The sequence below is a fragment of the Pseudomonas tensinigenes genome (assembly GCF_014268445.2).
Classification (GTDB): domain Bacteria; phylum Pseudomonadota; class Gammaproteobacteria; order Pseudomonadales; family Pseudomonadaceae; genus Aquipseudomonas; species Aquipseudomonas tensinigenes.
The window spans coordinates 5,007,517-5,023,704 of record NZ_CP077089.1; the positions used below are offsets into that span (position 1 = coordinate 5,007,517).

Sequence of the window (16,188 nt, forward strand, 5' to 3'; positions counted from 1 at the left end):
GACAACGGGCAAGGTCAGCCGTTGTTCTGTTTGGCTTTGGCGCGCATTTTTTCCGCCATGGAAGTCATTTCGTTGTAGAGCAGTTGCGGGTTCTTCTGCTTGATTGCCCAGGCCATGCGCCCTTGTTCGTGGGGCAGGATCATGAATTCGCCGGCCGCTACTTGCTGATAGATGTAGTCGGCGATATCCGCCGCGGTGATCGGCGAACTTTCCAGCAACTTGCCGACCTGCGCTTTCATCGCCGGCGTCGGGCCACGGAAAGAGTCGAGCAGATTGGTCTGGAAGAATGACGGACAAACCACATGCACGCCGACTTCCTGTTGTGCCAGTTCAATCAACAGACTTTCCGAAAGCGCCACCACGCCAGCCTTGGCCACGTTGTAATTACTCATCGCCGGGCCCTGCATCAGCGCGGCCATGGAGGCGATGTTGATGATCTTGCCTTTGCTTTGTTCAAGCAACGGCAGGAACGCCTTGCAACCCTTGACCACGCCCATCAGGTTGATCGCGATCTGCCAGTCCCAGTCTTCCAGCGACAGCTCGCTGAAGAAACCGCCCGACGCAACACCGGCGTTGTTGACGATGATGTCGATGCCACCGAGCTTCTCTTCGCAGGCTTGGGCGAATGCGGTGAGCTGGCTGTAATCACGCACATCGCAGCGCTGAACAAAACCGTCACCGCCCGCCTCGCGGACCATTTTCAAGGTTTCCTGCAGGCCGGGTTCGCTGACATCGGACAAGGCCAGTTGCCAGCCTTCACGCGCCCAGCGCAGCGCGATTTCGCGACCCAGGCCCGAGCCCGCACCAGTGATCATCATGCGATTTTGCATAGCACACAGCCTTGTTGTTCCGGGGAAGATGCGCCGAGTGTAGCGAAGGATCGGCGCGCGCCCACGCTCCATCAAGTTGCTGAATGCAAGATCAAAAGATCGCAGCCTTCGGCGGCTCCTACTTGGATTCGTGTAGGAGCTGTCGAGTGAAACGAGGCTGCGATGTTTTCGCTGCAAAGGAAATAATCGAGCAATCCAAATACATTAAAAAAACATTGAATTTTCTTTCACGCGCACCGGTCGGAATTTGTAAGCCGTCTGGAATTACTTAGTCTCCAGTCGCCCTTGAATACCAAGACTTCTCGAACACTATCAACAAGGAAATCGACATGGGCACAATTCTAATCATTATCCTGATCCTGTTGCTGATCGGTGGTCTGCCGGTCTTCCCGCACTCCAGAAGTTGGGGTTACGGTCCATCGGGCATTATCGGCGTGGTGTTGGTGGTGCTGTTGGTCCTGCTGTTACTCGGTCGGATATAACGCTTCAAGCGTAAAAAGAAAGAGGCCCTGTTCAGGGGCCTCTTTTTTATTGCGCGGATTTTATTGTCGGCAAGCGATCAATCCGGCTTGCCGTGAATCACGCCAGCGGTGTTATCCATCAGGCTTTTGGTCGCCGTTTGCAGGAACGCTTCCAGCTTGAGTTTCAACTCGGCGGTACGCGGTGCATTCGGCACCACTTCGGCGTGCGGATTGGCGCCCAACTGGTACTGCCAGATCTTCGGCCCCATGTCTTTGTCTCTCGGCAACACCAGAATCTGGTCGGCCGTGACGATAGCGGTGGTCTGCTCACTGCCCGACGGCTTGATCACACCGAAACCGGTGTCGCCTTCCGGCAGGTTGAGCAAGTCGCGACCCCAGCACTGATGACGCACTTCGCCACCGAGACGGCCCATGATGGTCGGCACAATGTCGATCTGCGTGCCGACAGTGTGGTCACGGGTACCGAATTTCTCCTGGATGCCCGGCGCAATCATCAGCATCGGCACGTTGAAGCGGCCCAGGTCCATTTCGGTAATCTGGCGCTCGTTGCCGAAACCGTGGTCGCCGACGATGACGAACAGGGTTTCCTTGAAGTACGGCTCTTTGCGCGCCTTCTCGAAGAACTGACCCAGCGCCCAGTCCGAGTAACGCATGGCGGTCAGGTGCTCGTTGAGCGAGCCACGATCGGTTACGCGCTCGACCGGCAACGGCGTTGGCAAGGCATACGGTGTGTGGTTGGACAGGGTTTGCAGCAGCGCGTAGAACGGCTTGCCGTTTTCCCGCGCCTTCAACTCCTGCAAACCACGGTCGAACATGTCCTGGTCGGACACGCCCCACGTCGGATCGGAGAACACCGGGTTGACGAAGTCGTTACGGCCAACGAAGTTGGTCATGCCCTGGTTGCTGAAGAAGCCCGACTGGTTGTCCCAGGCGAAGTCGCCGTTGTAGACGTACACGTCGTCGTAATCACGAGCGCTGAGCACCTGCGGCAGGCCGGACAGCTTGTGGCTGCCTTCCGGGGTCTGCATCAGGTATTCGAAACCTGGCAGATTGGGGAAGCAGGCCATGGTCGCGAACATGCCCTGGTGGGTGTGCGTACCGTTGGAGAAGAAGCGGTCGAACAACAGGCCTTCCTTGGACAGTTTGTCCAGGTACGGTGTGATGTTGCCCGGCGCGCCCAACGCACCGACCGAGTGACCGGCCATGCTTTCCATCAGGATCACCACGACGTTCTTGATCGGCAGGGTCTTGTCGGCCGGCGGCGTGTAATCACGGCGCACGGCGGCAATATCGGCATCGACCAGTTTGTCGTCAGGCATCAGCAGCATGTCACGCACGACTTTCTGCGCTTGCTCCTGCGGCAACGTCGCTTTCCAGATGTTGTCGCGATCTTCGCCCATGCGCGACTTGGCGGCCTCGATCAGCGACAGCGTGGCGTTGAGGCCGAGTTGGTTGGCGAAGTTGGAATCAGTGGTGTAGACGTCACCCCAACGCATTGGCGGGCCCTGACGCAGAGTGCCGCGAGCGGCGACCACGCAGATCAACAGGCAGACCACGAATACAGCCAGGCGGGTGTACCACGGCGCGACCTGGCGGCTGCTGACGCTGCCACCGCTGAAAGGCCCGCGCGGACGGGTGGCACGGTCGGCGCCTTTGAACGCCAGCGTCAGGATGACGGTGCCAATGGCCCACGCCAGCAAGTAGCGGACCACCGGAAAACCGTACCAGAGCATGCTCATCACGGTTTTCGGGTCTTCTTTCACGTACTGGAACACCAGACCATTGAGGCGCTGGTGGAACTCACGGTAGAAGTCCATCTCCATCAGGCCGAGGAACAGCGCAATGCTCGACGCGACCGTCAGCCACAGACGGAAGAAACCGCGCGCAGCCATGGCGCGCGCACTGAACAGTGCCAGCACCAACGGAATGCACAGGTAAACCACCAGGCGCAGGTCGAAACGCAGGCCGTTGGCGAAGGCTTCGAGGAAGGTCGAAGCCGGGGTGTCGAGGATCATCTCGCGGTTGTAGACCAGCAGCGCGAGGCGCAGCACGGAAAACATCACCATCATGACCAGTGCACACAGCAGCGTGTAGGCCAGATGCGATTTGACGGTCGGTTGCAGCAGGCGAGCGGAAGATCGCTGCTGATTCAGGGCGTCCGGGTTTGCCATGTCGTTTTAGGACCCATTGGAAGTTGAAGTTGCAAAAATACAGCGGCGCCAGGCCCTCTATTGGTCATTCCAGACCCCGGGGCTTGCGCAGTGCGCAAATGTTGCACGATCACCCGCACCATTGCCATTGATTACTGCCCCGCCGCCAGACACTTTCATTTGCAGCAGCGGGCAAACAGCGCGGGCGAATTGTCGGGAACACTTTGTGAAAATTTCGTGCAACGCATATCTGGAAACACAATATAGATACAAAACAAAACGCCCCGAATCGATCGGGGCGTTTGCCTGTACACGCGACTTTACTTCTCGGCGCGTTCTTTCAGAGCTTTCAAGGTATTGAACGGCGCATCGACGACAAACTTGTTGGCAACCATCGCCGGCACGCTGCCGCCTGGCTCGGTGTGCACTTGATAGGTCACTTCAACCTGGTCGCCCTTCGGTACGAACTTCCAGAAGCCTTTGACCTGCTGCACGCGGACAAAGCCTTTTTCTTCAGGAACGTACGTCGGCAGCCCCTTGAGGTTGCGGGTCAGGCTGCCGTCGGCGCCTTCGACGGTGGTGACTTCGATCACCGAGTCACGCGGAGTTACCGGCCAAGGCGTATTGAACTGGCTATAGGTCCAGCTCTTGTCGCCTTCGTGCTTGAGCAGTTTCTGGGTCTTGCACTCGTGAATCCAGGCGCACGCGCCGGAGACGTCTTCCTGCAGTGCGCGCAGTTTGGCAACGGTGGTTTTCATCAGCGCAACGCCCTGGTAGGACTTGTAGTCCGAACCCGGCACTTCACTGAGGGAAACCTTGATGCCGTCCTCGTTCTTGGCGACTTTCCAGTCTTCAGCATGAGCGACGGACGTGGCCAGCACAGCGGTCAAACCACACAACACAGCGATACGATGCAGCGAACCCATAGTCTTATTCCTTATTGTTGAAGTTCCGTTCGTTTGACACATCACGCCGCCGTCATCTGCTCCCACCAGCCGATCAGTTTGATCGCTTCTTCCGAGCTGCTACCACAGACTTCGACATCCGCCGCGAAGCCGGAACAGACCGGCGGGCGCTCCGGGCGGCCGAAAATGCTGCAGAGGTTTTCGACCGAGAGTTGCACGCAACGTTCGCCAGCAGGTTTGCCATCAGGCATGCCGGGAATCGGCGAACTGATGGAAGGGGCAATGCAGCAAGCGCCACAGCCTTCACGGCATTTCATGACGAACGTTTCCTCGCGACGGGCGATGTGTAAAAGGGACGCGGAACAGAGTAACCGCTAAAACGGCTGTTTTAAATTCCCTGAACCGGGGTTTTTGGCGATAACTGAATATGACTGACCAGTCTCCGACAAAGCGTCTGGTCTGCGGGTCACAGATGACCTGAATTTACTGCTTGAATTCGAAATCCAGCGCCGCACCTTCGACTTCGCGACGCTCTTCGTTGCGCAGTTGCAACTGCATTTCGTTGCTGAGCAAGCGGCCGTTGAGCTGGAATCCGTTGTTTTTCTCGCCAAACATCTGCGGCAGGATCGGCTCGCGCTTGGGCATTTCAACCGTGCCTTGGGGTTTCAATTCCTCGACCATGTCCTTGGGCAGGCTCAAATCGAGTTTGGCCGACGGCAACTTGGTTTTTACCACTTCACTGGCGGGTTTCGATTTCGAGGCAACTGGCTTGCGCTTCTTGATGACTTTTTGCTGAGGTTTCTTCGCGGGAGCTGCCTTCTGCGCAGCCGTGCCTTTTTTAGCGGGACTCGTCGCAGCCGGTTTTTCCTGAACTGCAGCGGCCACGACGCCAGGCGCATGACCGATCATCAGCAAACCCAGCAACACCCAAGCAGCAGGAAAAATCGCTTTCATGAACCCAACGACGCTAACGGCAGAGGGCCATATGCTCGCTTGTTGAACGCCACAAGACAAGCATCACCCACCGCTCGTTCAGAATCCGCCAGCGGTTTCCTGACACAGTTGCGTCGCCAACAGACCCAGAGTCATCAACGCCCGCTCCGCCTCGCGGTTCCACGGAATCCCGCAGTTCAGGCGGATACAGTGGTTGAACTGCTCGGTATTACTGAAGATCAGCCCCGGGGCAATGCTGATGCCCTGCTGCAACGCACGCACATGCAATTCTTGTGTATTGACCCTGCCCGGCAGACTCACCCAAAGGATGAAACCGCCCGTGGGCCGGGTCATTTGCGTGCCTTCGGGGAAGTACTGCTGCACCGCCAACTGGAAGGCGCTGAGGTTTTTCCGGTATTCCTGGCGGATGTACCGTAAATGCCGGTCATAACCACCGTTTTCCAGATAAGCGGCAATCGCCATCTGCGTCACGCTGCACGCCGAGTGGGTACTGAAGGTCTGCAAGCGCTGGATTTCCTGCTGATACTTGCCCGCGATCATCCAGCCGATGCGTACGCCGGGTGACAAGGTTTTGGAGAAGCTCGAACAGTAGATCACCCGATCCAGCCGGTCATAAGCCTTGAGCGCTTTGGTTTTGCCTTGCTCGAACATCAGTTCGCCATAGATATCATCTTCGACGATCTGGATATCGAAGTCCGAGGCCAGGCGCAGCAACTGTTTCTGCCGTTCTTCGGGCATGGTGCCGCCCAGCGGATTGCTCAGCCGCGTGGTCAGCACCAGCGCTTTGATCGACCATTGGTTGGCCGCCAGTTGCAGGGCTTCGAGGCTCATGCCGGTGGCGGGATCGCTGGGGATCTCGATGACTTTCAGGCCGAGCAGGTCAGCCAGTTGCAGCAGACCGTAATACGTCGGCGACTCAGCGGCGATCAGATCGCCCGGCCGGGTCAGCACACGCAACGACATCTGCAGGGCATCGACGCAACCGTGGGTGATCACCACTTCTGACGGATCGACCACCACACCAGCATCGCGCATACGGATCGCTACCTGCCGGCGCAGCGGTTCAAAGCCGGGGCTGAACATGTAGCTGAAGGCGCGTGGGCTATGGAAACGGGTGACCTTGGCCAGTTGCTGATGCAGTGCGCGCACCGGCAAGTAGTCGACACTGGGCACTGCGGCACCGAGCGGGAACACGCCTTCGCGGCGCGACTCGACCAGCACTTGCTGAATGATGCTGCTGCGAGTGACCAGACCGGGACGCTCGACCCGGGCAATGTCCGGCGTCGGCGCAGTCAGCGCAGGTGTCTGGTGCACGTAATAACCGGATTGCGGGCGCGCCCGAATCAAGCCCTGATCTTCGAGATTGGCGTAAGCCTGCAAGACCGTCGCATGGCTGACATTGAGCTGCGAACTCATCTTGCGCACCGAAGGCACGCGCTCCCCCGGTTGATAGACACCACGGCGGATGTCTTCGGCCAGTTGCTGAGCAATACGTTGGTAGAGCAAGAGATTGGTCATGACGCAGCACTCGATTTCACGGGCATTTTATTCTTGTGTGAAACAATACCGGAACAGTTTAGAAGTGTACTGGGACAGTTGCCACATTACTCGACCATACAGTGCGGTGTCTGCCCCTGACTGTACTGATTTGTGGGCCATTCGACAGACGTAAAAAAGCCCGGCACTGCATGACAGCCCGGGCTTTCCAGAGACGCAACCCTTAACGGGCGGCGCCGAGCTGGCCTTTTTCGTCGGAGAAGACGATTTCAACCCGACGGTTCTGTGCGCGCCCACGCTCGGAAGCGTTGGCGTCCACCGGGTATTCGTCGCCGTAGCCTTCGACCTGAATGCGTTTGTCGTCGATGCCCAGGTCCATCAGCACGTCCGCCACCGATTGTGCGCGATCGCGAGACAGTTTGAGGTTTTCCTGTTTGCCGCCGGTGCTGTCGGTGTAGCCCTCGATGCGCACCACGCGTTTCGGGTTCAGTTGCAGGAACTGCACAATCTTCAGCACCACGCGGTTGGCCGAGTTTTTCAGCTCTGCTTCACCGGTGTCGAACAGCACGTCGCCGAGGGTCATCACCAGACCACGGTCGGTCTGCGTGGTGGCCAGTGCGACGATCTGCTCTTCGAGCCATTTACCCTGCTGCTGCACGCTCAGCAATTTCGATTCACGCAGGGCCAGTTGCAGGCGCTGACGTTCCAGTTCGAGCTTGGCCGCGCGCTCTTCATTGAGCACTTGATTGGTGTGCTCGCGGGCGATTTCGCTGTAGCGCTGACTCAGGTAGGCGTAATGCACCACATCCGAACCGCTGCCCCAATAGGTCGACAGACGATCAGCGCGGGCCAGCGACTCACCGGCACGGATCACGTCTTTCGGCGCGATGCGCAGCACGTTGGAGTCTTCCTTGACCTTCTGGAAGTCGGCGCTGGCTTCTTGTAGAGCGGATTCGCTGTGCTGACCGGCGCAACCGTACAGGCTGGCACAACCGGCGAGAATCAAACCGCCGAGAACTTTCGACTTGAAGCTCATTGGGCATCTCCCAGTTGCTTGCGCAGTCGGACGATGCGGGTATTGAGCACATTCACCTGCTCTTCACTTTTTTGCGTCAGCACTTTGGCTTCGGCCAGACGTGCATCCAGTTCCGCCTGCTCGGAACGCATGCGCGCATTCCGGTAGGACTCGTCAGCCATGTTGCCTTTGGCGCGGTTGTATTTGGTTTCGGCCAGTTTCATTTCCGGCACTTCGTCGGCAGTAGCGCCAACAGCCTTGGCCTGGGTGATGGCTTGCTCGGTCAGGCGCATTTGTTCGATGGGTGCCGGATCGGTTGCGCAACCGGCCAGAGCCAGAACGGCCACAGCCGCGAAAAGAGGTCGAATACTCACTAAGAATCCCTACTGTTTTGGGGCACTGACAGGTGGTTGCGGCTGTTGCTGCTGCGCCTTCCAGCGCTCGATATTGCGTTGCAGCGCGGCTTCCGTCAGTCCGGACGCGGGCAATTCTGTCATCTTTTTGGCTAGCTGTCCGCGCAACCACGGATCGTTGCACGCCGAGTTATGCGAAACCGCGAGGAACAGCCCCGGGCGATCGATGGGTTGCTCGAACGCCAGCAAGTCATTGGCCATGCCCAACGCCTGCGCGGCGGCCATGCCCGAGTAGCGACCGGCAAGTACATATTCCACTTCACCGAGGAGCAGTTTCTGTAGCGCCTGGGTGAGGTTGGCTGTCTTGATCAGGGTCAGATTCTGCTCGGCGAAAACGCCGAATGCCTGGGTGATTCGAGACTTTTCCGACAGCGCACCTGCGTGGCCGTGCAGGTCTTTGGCTTCGCCGTAGACCAGGGTCGAGCCTTTGCGCGTCCACACCAGGTAGTCGTTTTCCAGCAGCGGTGGATAGATGTAGTCGAGGTTTTCCAGTTCGGTGAAAGTCAGCGGCGCGTCGGCGAGCATGTCCATGCGCCCGCTGCGCACTTCGTCGAGGGCTTGCGAGCGTTTGCCGGCGTAGAGCAATTCGACCTTGATGCCGAGATCCTTGGCCACTTGTTGCAACAGGTCGGCGCTGGCACCGATCAACTGCTTGGGATTCTGCGGGTCCTGCCACAGATACGGCGGTGCATCCGGGCTACCGGTGACGACGAGGCGCTCGCATTTGCCAGCGGCCATGGCCAAACCTGGCAGCAGGGCCAATCCCAGCAATACCGAGTAACGCAATCCGCAGCGCAGATCCATGGCAACACGCTCCCACTCAAATCCGAGACAAAAAAAGCCCGACCAAAAGGTCGGGCTCTTTATAAGTGAAGCCGCTGGATTAGACCAGCTTCTCCAGCTCAGGGACGGCTTCGAACAGATCCGCCACGAGACCGTAATCGGCCACCTGGAAGATCGGCGCTTCTTCGTCCTTGTTGATCGCAACGATCACTTTGGAGTCTTTCATACCGGCCAGGTGCTGGATCGCGCCGGAGATACCGACGGCGATGTATAGCTGTGGCGCAACGATCTTGCCGGTCTGACCGACCTGCATGTCGTTCGGTACGAAACCTGCGTCGACCGCGGCGCGCGAAGCACCGACGGCAGCGCCCAGCTTGTCGGCCAGGGCGTACAGGTGTTTGAAGTTGTCGCCGTTCTGCATGCCGCGGCCGCCGGAAACGACGATCTTGGCAGCGGTCAGCTCTGGACGGTCAGACTTGGCCAGCTCTTCGCCAACGAAGCTCGAAGTGCCCGCGTCGTGTGCAGCGCCGACTGCTTCAACAGCAGCCGAACCACCTTCAGCGGCAACCGGGTCGAAACCGGTAGCACGCACGGTGATCACTTTGATTGCAGCGGTCGACTGCACGGTAGCGATGGCGTTACCGGCGTAGATCGGACGCTTGAAGGTATCAGCGCTTTCAACCGAGATGATCTCGGAGATCTGGTCAACGTCCAGCTGCGCAGCAACGCGCGGCAGGATGTTTTTGCCGTTGGAGGTAGCGGCAGCCAGGATGTGGCTGTAGCCAGCGCCCAGCTCAGCTACCAGCGGAGCAACGTTTTCCGGCAGCTGATGCGCGTAAGCGGCGTTGTCAGCGTTGAGGACTTTGCTCACACCAGCGATTTTCGCAGCGGCTTCAGCCACGGCGCCAGCGCCTTGGCCGGCAACCAGAACGTGGATGTCGCCGCCGATTTTGGCAGCAGCAGCCACGGTGTTCAGTGTGGCCGGGGCCAGCACTTTATTGTCGTGTTCAGCGATTACCAAGATAGTCATGATCAGATTACCTTCGCTTCGTTTTTCAGTTTCTCGACCAGTTCAGCCACCGACTTGACCTTGATGCCTGCGCTGCGTGCAGCCGGCGCTTCGACTTTCAGGGTCTTGTTGGTGGAGGCGGTGGAAACGCCCAAAGCGTCCGGAGTCAGCACTTCGAGAGGCTTCTTCTTGGCTTTCATGATGTTTGGCAGGGACGCGTAGCGCGGCTCGTTCAAACGCAGGTCGGTGGTGACGATTGCCGGCAGTTTCAGGGAAACCGTCTGCGCGCCGCCGTCGATTTCGCGGGTCACGGCAACGCTGTCGCCCGAGACTTCGACTTTCGATGCGAACGTGCCCTGACCGTAGCCGCTCAATGCAGCGAGCATCTGGCCGGTCTGGTTGTTGTCGCTGTCGATGGCTTGTTTGCCAAGGATCACCAGCTGTGGCTGTTCCTTGTCGACAACAGCTTTCAGCAGCTTGGCAACGGCCAGGGAAGTCAGATCTTCGGCGGATTCGACGAGGATGGCACGGTCGGCACCCAGAGCCAGTGCGGTACGCAGCTGCTCCTGAGCGGTGGTCGGGCCGATGGAGACGACGACGATTTCAGTCGCAACGCCTTTCTCTTTCAGGCGTACGGCTTCTTCCACTGCGATTTCGCAGAACGGGTTCATCGACATCTTGACGTTGGCGAGATCGACGCCGGAATTGTCCGCCTTGACGCGAACCTTGACGTTGTAATCCACAACGCGTTTGACAGCTACAAGAACCTTCATGGATTCCTCGTTACTCTCCGGTGAAAAGAAAGTCGCCTAGGCGAACCTGGCGGTTGATGCTCATCAGGCTAAAAGGGCACCTCTAAAAACGCCGACCGGGGTGCGAAGTGATTCCACGATGTGAAGGGGGTGCGACCGTTCGTCAGTGGTGACCGACAAGTCATTGATCCTCACGCTGTGTAAACTGCGCGCCAGACTGCGCTGCGCATCACTCTCAACCGCCTGTGCCCTGTCTTTAGACGTGCTCTTGAAACCGCCAGTCTGCCTACGACGAGCGCAAAACCGCCCGTATCTTGACCGGAACGCCTATTCCGGTCAATACAGCAAAATGACCATTCATAAGCCGCGCTTCTTTGATTTCTCTGGGCTGGAGCCGATTCAAACAAACGTTTGTATTGGACGCTCGGAGTGGTGTAGATATAATGCGCCGCCTAGAGAGAAAGGTCTGTTCTCCAATATTCCCCTTGACGTTAACGTAAAGGAATAGCGGATGCGACATCAAACCTCCAAATTAGAAAAAAAACTGTTGAGCCTTGAGTAGGAGATAGCCTGTGGAACGCGAATACATGGAATTCGACGTGGTCATCGTCGGTGCCGGCCCCGCTGGCCTGTCCGCCGCCTGCCGTCTGAAGCAGAAGGCCGCCGAAGCCGGTAAGGAAATCAGCGTCTGCGTGGTCGAAAAAGGCTCCGAAGTCGGCGCACACATCCTCTCTGGTGCCGTGTTCGAACCACGCGCTCTGAACGAACTGTTCCCGGACTGGAAGGAACTCGGCGCCCCGCTGAACACGCCCGTCACCCGCGACGATATTTTCGTGCTGAAAAACGCCGAAAGCGCGCAAAAAATTCCAGACCTCTTTGTGCCCAAGACCATGCACAACGAAGGCAACTACATCATTTCCCTCGGCAACCTGTGCCGCTGGCTAGCCCAGCAGGCCGAAAACCTCGGCGTAGAAATCTACCCGGGCTTCGCCGCTCAGGAAGCGCTGATCGACGAGCAAGGCGTAGTGCGCGGGATCATCACCGGCGATCTGGGCGTCGACCGCGAAGGCAATCCGAAAGAAGGCCTGTACACACCGGGCATGGAACTGCGTGGCAAATACACGCTGTTCGCCGAAGGCTGCCGCGGCCACATCGGCAAGCAACTGATCAAACGCTACAACCTGGACAGCGATGCCGACGCCCAGCACTACGGCATAGGCCTGAAAGAAATCTGGGAAATCGACCCGGCCAAACACCAGCCAGGTCTGGTGGTGCACACCGCCGGCTGGCCGCTGGACATCATGGGCACCGAAAACACCGGCGGCTCGTTCCTCTATCACCTGGAAAACAACCAGGTGGTGGTCGGTCTGATCGTTGACCTGTCCTACAGCAACACTTACCTGTCGCCGTTCGACGAGTTCCAGCGCCTCAAGCATCACCCGGTGCTGGCGCAGTACCTGGAAGGCGGCAAGCGCATCAGCTACGGCGCCCGCGCGATCTGCAAAGGTGGCCTGAACTCGCTGCCGAAAATGGTCTTCAAGGGCGGCGCGCTGATCGGTTGCGACCTCGGCACCCTGAACTTCGCCAAGATCAAAGGCAGCCACACCGCGATGAAGTCCGGCATGCTCGCCGCTGAATCGGTGGCTGACGCGCTGTTCGCTGAAAAGGACGGCACTGAAGAACTGACCACTTATGTGGACGCGTTCAAGAAGAGCTGGCTCTACGACGAGCTGTTTGCCAGCCGTAACTTCGGCCCGGCGATTCACAAGTTCGGCGCTATCGTCGGCGGCGGTTTCAACTGGCTGGATCAGAACATCTTCGGCGGCAAACTGCCGTTCACTCTGCACGACACCAAGCCGGATTACGCTTGCCTCAAGCTCGCGGCCGACTGCAAGAAGATCGACTACCCGAAACCGGACGGCAAACTCAGCTTCGACAAGCTCAGCTCGGTGTTCATCTCCGGTACCAACCACGAAGAAGAACAACCTTGCCACTTGAAGTTGAAAGACCCGAGCATCCCAATCAGCAAGAACCTGCCGCTGTACGACGAACCGGCGCAGCGCTACTGCCCGGCAGGCGTATACGAAGTGATCACCAAGGAAGACGGCGAGAAGCGCTTCCAGATCAACGCCCAGAACTGCGTGCACTGCAAGACCTGTGACATCAAGGACCCCTCGCAGAACATCACCTGGGTCACGCCGGAAGGCGCTGGCGGCCCGACTTATCCGAACATGTAAGTCGAACCGCTGAACAACAAGGCTCCCGATTTGGGGGCCTTTTTGTTGCCCACAATTCCTGCAACACCACCGAACCAATGTAGGAGTGAGCCTGCTCGCGATAGCGGTGTGTCAGTTGACGATGATGCTGACTGACACACCGCTATCGCGAGCAGGCTCGCTCCCACAGGAGATTTTTGTCGGCTCAGGCAGCGCGCTCGTCACCCGGGCTGCGCTCGAAATAGCGTTTGTACTCACGACTGAACTGCGACGTACTCTGATACCCCACCCGATGCGCCACCTGCGCCACACCCAAGCCTTCGGCGACCAACAACGTCTGCGCCTTCAACAAGCGCAAACGCTTCAGATACTGCACCGGCGACAACAACGTGCTGCGCTTGAAATGCTCATGAAAGGTCGACACGCTCATGTTCGCGCAACCGGCCAGCGTCTCCACGTTCAATGGCTCGGTGTAATGCGCATGCAGATGACTGATCGACGCCGCCACCCGCGCGAATTGCCCCTGCTGCTCGACCAGCGCCCGCAACACATCGGCCTGCGGCCCGCGCAACGCGGTGAACAACAATTCACGCACCCGCGCCGGCCCGAGAATCTGGCATTCCAGCGGATCGTGCAGGCAACTCAGCAAGCGCTCGACACAGCCACGCATGTCATCGTCGAGCACCACCGAGGTCATCGACTCCGGCGTCTGCGCCGGAATATGCCGGCCCGGCGCCAGCCCCATGGCCAGCACCAGTTCACCGAGCAACACCCGATCAATCGCCACCGACACGCCGAGCAACGGCGCATCCGGCAAGGCGAAGGTCTCACATTCGAACGGCACCGGCAGCGCCTGAATCAGATAATGCCCGGCGCCGTATTCCATAGTGCGTGGCCCGAGAAACGCCAGTTTGCTGCCCTGGGCGATGATCATCAGGCTCGGTTCATAAATGTGCGGGCCACGGGCGACGTCGCAACTGGCGCGCAATACTTGCACACCGGGCAATCCGGTCGGCGAATAACCATCGCGAAGCGCCAGCGGTTCGATCAGCGAAACCAGCCGCGCATTGGCATCAAGATGACGGGTCAATTGCATCGAATTGTTCTTCACGAAAAATCACGAAAATAGGGGATGAAAGCATCATCGCAGATCCTTTTGCCAATGCGACCGATCAAACCCGTATGCCGGAGGATTAGGCATGAGACCCGGAGGAATCGTCATGGCCGACCGGTCAGTCGATGCCCAAAATGCGCCGCCTCACTTGTTCCAGCTTTTGCGAGGTTTCACATGTACACCGCTATCGGTTATGCCGCCCAATCGGCCACCACCCCCCTCGCCCCGATGAAGTTCGAACGTCGCAGCCCGCGCGCCGACGACGTTGCCATCGAGATTCTCTACTGTGGCGTCTGCCACTCCGATATCCACCAGGCGCGCAACGAATGGGGCATCGCCGTTTACCCGTTGATGCCGGGCCATGAGATCGTCGGAAAAGTCACCGCGATTGGTGCGAATGTCACCCAGCACAAAGTAGGCGATCTGGTCGGCGTCGGCTGCATGGTCGACTCGTGCCGCACTTGCGAAGCCTGCCAGTCGAACCTTGAGCAATATTGCCTCGAAGGTCCGACCATGACCTACGCGACTCCGGATCGGGTCGACGGCAGCAACACCATGGGCGGTTATTCCGACAGCATCGTCGTCAGCGAACACTTCGTCGTGCGCATCCCGGAAAAACTCGCACTGGCCAGCGCCGCACCGATTCTCTGTGCCGGCATCACCACCTACTCGCCGCTCAAGCACTACGGCGTCAAAGCTGGCGACAAGGTCGGGATTCTCGGCATGGGCGGTCTGGGCCACATGGGCATCAAGTTCGCCAAAGCCATGGGCGCCGAAGTCACGCTGTTCACCCGCTCGGCGAGCAAGGCAGAAGAAGGTCGTCGTCAGGGTGCCGATCACGTGATCGTGTCCACCGACGCCGAACAGATGAAAGCCGCGGCCGGTTACTTCGACTTCCTGCTCGACACCATTCCGGTGCAGCACGATCTCAACCCGTACCTCGACACCCTGCGCTTCGACGGCGTGCACATTCTGGTCGGTCTGATCGAGCCGATTGATCCACCGGTACACGCCGGCAAACTGGTGATGAGCCGTCGCGTATTGGCCGGTTCGTTGATCGGTGGCGTCGCTGAAACCCAGGAAGTGCTGGATTTCTGCGCCGAACACAACATCACTTGCGACATCGAAATGCTCGACATCCGCCAGATCAACGAAGCTTACGCGCGCATGATCGCCGGCGACGTTAAGTACCGTTTCGTGATCGACATGGCGACGCTCAAGGTTTAAACCTTCAGGCCTAGCTCTGCCGAGAGCCGGGCTGTGACCCCTTTGATCAGGGGAATCAGCTCGGCCATTTTTTCCAGCGGCATGTACGGCACGGTGCTGGCGATACTGATCGCCGCGACAATGCCCTTGCTCGCATCGCGAATCGGCGCCGCCACGCAGCGGATCGACGGTTCGTTGTCCTCCAGATCGAAGGCGTAGCCACCGGCAACGTATTCGGTCATGCGCTGCTCAAGCTGTTCCCACGACTGCTGGGGATGCTGCGGCCAGAACTGACTTTTCCCACCTGCGGGCAGACTGATGTCGTACAGACGTTGCCAATCTTTCGGCGAGTCATCGAGCATCAATGCCTTGCCAATCCCGGTGCGCGCCAGCGGCATGCGATGGCCGACCCGCGAACGCATTTCCGGGCCATTGCGTCCCGGATTCTTCAGCAGATACAGCACCTCGTCACCTTCACGAATGCCCAAATGCACGGTGTCGCCGGTCAGCGCCGACAACTCGTCCAGATACGGCCCGGCCAAGGTCACCAGCGGCAACTCTTCGCGGGCCTGAAAACCCAGTTCGATCAGCTTCGGCCCGAGCAGGTAACCGACTTGCGGCACCACGCGCAGGTAGCGCTCGTCGACCAGGCAACTGGCCAGACGATGGGTGGTGCTGCGCGTGGTGCCGATCAGCCGGGCAATCTCCTTGAGATCGCGGGCGCCACTGGCCACCGCTTGCACCACACCCAAGCCACGCAACAGCGTCTGCGTGCCGGTGGGCGCGGCGTCCTTGGTTTTTTCCGGGGCGTCTTCCTGCATATCCAGCCTTTTACCGTTTGAGCGAGGGAACGGGCGGCATT

The 16,188-nt window shown here is 58.8% G+C and carries 16 protein-coding genes; 3 read left to right on the forward strand and 13 right to left on the reverse strand.

Annotation, left to right across the window (positions count from 1 at the left end; all coding sequences use genetic code 11):
* Positions 1–14: 14 nt before the first annotated feature.
* The gene (locus tag HU718_RS22090; RefSeq protein ID WP_077574042.1) at positions 15–830 is read right to left on the reverse strand and encodes an SDR family oxidoreductase; all 816 of its coding nucleotides are present in this window, start codon (positions 828–830) and stop codon (positions 15–17) included.
* Between the two features lie 323 nt (positions 831–1,153).
* On the opposite strand from HU718_RS22090, the gene HU718_RS22095 reads away from it, so the two are divergent.
* Positions 1,154–1,312 carry a DUF3309 family protein gene (locus HU718_RS22095; RefSeq protein WP_169432680.1) on the forward strand — a complete coding sequence of 53 codons (159 nt, stop codon included), beginning with the start codon at positions 1,154–1,156 and terminating at the stop codon, positions 1,310–1,312.
* 77 nt (positions 1,313–1,389) lie between these two features.
* Here the strand turns inward: HU718_RS22095 and HU718_RS22100 are convergent, their stop codons facing one another.
* From HU718_RS22100 to HU718_RS22145, 10 genes are all read right to left on the reverse strand, one after another.
* Positions 1,390–3,483 carry an LTA synthase family protein gene (locus tag HU718_RS22100; protein ID WP_186613792.1) on the reverse strand — a complete coding sequence of 698 codons (2,094 nt, stop codon included), beginning with the start codon at positions 3,481–3,483 and terminating at the stop codon, positions 1,390–1,392.
* 299 nt (positions 3,484–3,782) lie between these two features.
* A complete protein-coding gene (locus HU718_RS22105) occupies positions 3,783–4,388 on the reverse strand; it encodes an START domain-containing protein (RefSeq protein WP_186613790.1) in 606 nt (201 codons plus the stop codon).
* 41 nt (positions 4,389–4,429) lie between these two features.
* Positions 4,430–4,684, reverse strand: coding sequence for a YkgJ family cysteine cluster protein (locus tag HU718_RS22110; protein WP_186613788.1), 255 nt, complete (start codon positions 4,682–4,684; stop codon positions 4,430–4,432).
* Positions 4,685–4,850: 166 nt separating this feature from the next.
* Positions 4,851–5,321 carry a translation initiation factor 2 gene (locus HU718_RS22115; RefSeq protein WP_186613786.1) on the reverse strand — a complete coding sequence of 157 codons (471 nt, stop codon included), beginning with the start codon at positions 5,319–5,321 and terminating at the stop codon, positions 4,851–4,853.
* 78 nt (positions 5,322–5,399) lie between these two features.
* Positions 5,400–6,839 (reverse strand): aminotransferase-like domain-containing protein, encoded by a 1,440-nt coding sequence (locus HU718_RS22120; RefSeq protein WP_016985994.1) that lies wholly within the window; start codon positions 6,837–6,839, stop codon positions 5,400–5,402.
* 202 nt (positions 6,840–7,041) lie between these two features.
* Positions 7,042–7,854, reverse strand: coding sequence for an OmpA family protein (locus HU718_RS22125; protein ID WP_095120547.1), 813 nt, complete (start codon positions 7,852–7,854; stop codon positions 7,042–7,044).
* A complete protein-coding gene (locus HU718_RS22130) occupies positions 7,851–8,207 on the reverse strand; it encodes a DUF4398 domain-containing protein (RefSeq protein ID WP_038364424.1) in 357 nt (118 codons plus the stop codon). Before HU718_RS22130 ends, HU718_RS22125 begins: the two co-directional genes overlap by 4 nt.
* A gap of 9 nt (positions 8,208–8,216) precedes the next feature.
* A complete protein-coding gene (locus tag HU718_RS22135) occupies positions 8,217–9,050 on the reverse strand; it encodes a substrate-binding periplasmic protein (RefSeq protein WP_150729940.1) in 834 nt (277 codons plus the stop codon).
* 79 nt (positions 9,051–9,129) lie between these two features.
* Positions 9,130–10,059 (reverse strand): electron transfer flavoprotein subunit alpha/FixB family protein, encoded by a 930-nt coding sequence (locus HU718_RS22140; RefSeq protein WP_007908340.1) that lies wholly within the window; start codon positions 10,057–10,059, stop codon positions 9,130–9,132.
* A gap of 2 nt (positions 10,060–10,061) precedes the next feature.
* Positions 10,062–10,811 carry an electron transfer flavoprotein subunit beta/FixA family protein gene (locus HU718_RS22145; RefSeq protein WP_007908338.1) on the reverse strand — a complete coding sequence of 250 codons (750 nt, stop codon included), beginning with the start codon at positions 10,809–10,811 and terminating at the stop codon, positions 10,062–10,064.
* Between the two features lie 551 nt (positions 10,812–11,362).
* Here HU718_RS22145 and HU718_RS22150 point away from each other — a divergent pair.
* Positions 11,363–13,027, forward strand: a complete 1,665-nt coding sequence (locus HU718_RS22150) for an electron transfer flavoprotein-ubiquinone oxidoreductase (RefSeq protein ID WP_008085524.1) — start codon at positions 11,363–11,365, stop codon at positions 13,025–13,027.
* Between the two features lie 184 nt (positions 13,028–13,211).
* On the opposite strand, the gene HU718_RS22155 is transcribed toward HU718_RS22150, so the two are convergent.
* Positions 13,212–14,102, reverse strand: coding sequence for an AraC family transcriptional regulator (locus HU718_RS22155; RefSeq protein WP_016985999.1), 891 nt, complete (start codon positions 14,100–14,102; stop codon positions 13,212–13,214).
* A 192-nt stretch (positions 14,103–14,294) separates the two neighbouring features.
* On the opposite strand from HU718_RS22155, the gene HU718_RS22160 reads away from it, so the two are divergent.
* The gene (locus tag HU718_RS22160; protein ID WP_007908332.1) at positions 14,295–15,347 is read left to right on the forward strand and encodes an NAD(P)-dependent alcohol dehydrogenase; all 1,053 of its coding nucleotides are present in this window, start codon (positions 14,295–14,297) and stop codon (positions 15,345–15,347) included.
* Here the strand turns inward: HU718_RS22160 and HU718_RS22165 are convergent.
* A complete protein-coding gene (locus HU718_RS22165) occupies positions 15,344–16,147 on the reverse strand; it encodes an IclR family transcriptional regulator (protein ID WP_034155326.1) in 804 nt (267 codons plus the stop codon). The two genes, HU718_RS22160 and HU718_RS22165, sit on opposite strands and share 4 nt — an antisense overlap.
* Between the last annotated feature and the right edge of the window lie 41 nt (positions 16,148–16,188).

Bases quoted from the DNA above. Each gene is read 5' to 3' on its own strand.
- HU718_RS22090 (WP_077574042.1), bottom strand. From the start codon at position 830: ATGCAAAATCGCATGATGATCACTGGTGCGGGCTCGGGCCTGGGTCGC.
- HU718_RS22100 (WP_186613792.1), bottom strand. From the start codon at position 3,483: ATGGCAAACCCGGACGCCCTGAATCAGCAGCGATCTTCCGCTCGCCTG.
- HU718_RS22105 (WP_186613790.1), bottom strand. From the start codon at position 4,388: ATGGGTTCGCTGCATCGTATCGCTGTGTTGTGTGGTTTGACCGCTGTG.
- HU718_RS22110 (WP_186613788.1), bottom strand. From the start codon at position 4,684: ATGAAATGCCGTGAAGGCTGTGGCGCTTGCTGCATTGCCCCTTCCATC.
- HU718_RS22115 (WP_186613786.1), bottom strand. From the start codon at position 5,321: ATGAAAGCGATTTTTCCTGCTGCTTGGGTGTTGCTGGGTTTGCTGATG.
- HU718_RS22120 (WP_016985994.1), bottom strand. From the start codon at position 6,839: ATGACCAATCTCTTGCTCTACCAACGTATTGCTCAGCAACTGGCCGAA.
- HU718_RS22125 (WP_095120547.1), bottom strand. From the start codon at position 7,854: ATGAGCTTCAAGTCGAAAGTTCTCGGCGGTTTGATTCTCGCCGGTTGT.
- HU718_RS22135 (WP_150729940.1), bottom strand. From the start codon at position 9,050: ATGGATCTGCGCTGCGGATTGCGTTACTCGGTATTGCTGGGATTGGCC.
- HU718_RS22140 (WP_007908340.1), bottom strand. From the start codon at position 10,059: ATGACTATCTTGGTAATCGCTGAACACGACAATAAAGTGCTGGCCCCG.
- HU718_RS22145 (WP_007908338.1), bottom strand. From the start codon at position 10,811: ATGAAGGTTCTTGTAGCTGTCAAACGCGTTGTGGATTACAACGTCAAG.
- HU718_RS22155 (WP_016985999.1), bottom strand. From the start codon at position 14,102: ATGCAATTGACCCGTCATCTTGATGCCAATGCGCGGCTGGTTTCGCTG.
- HU718_RS22160 (WP_007908332.1), top strand. From the start codon at position 14,295: ATGTACACCGCTATCGGTTATGCCGCCCAATCGGCCACCACCCCCCTC.
- HU718_RS22165 (WP_034155326.1), bottom strand. From the start codon at position 16,147: ATGCAGGAAGACGCCCCGGAAAAAACCAAGGACGCCGCGCCCACCGGC.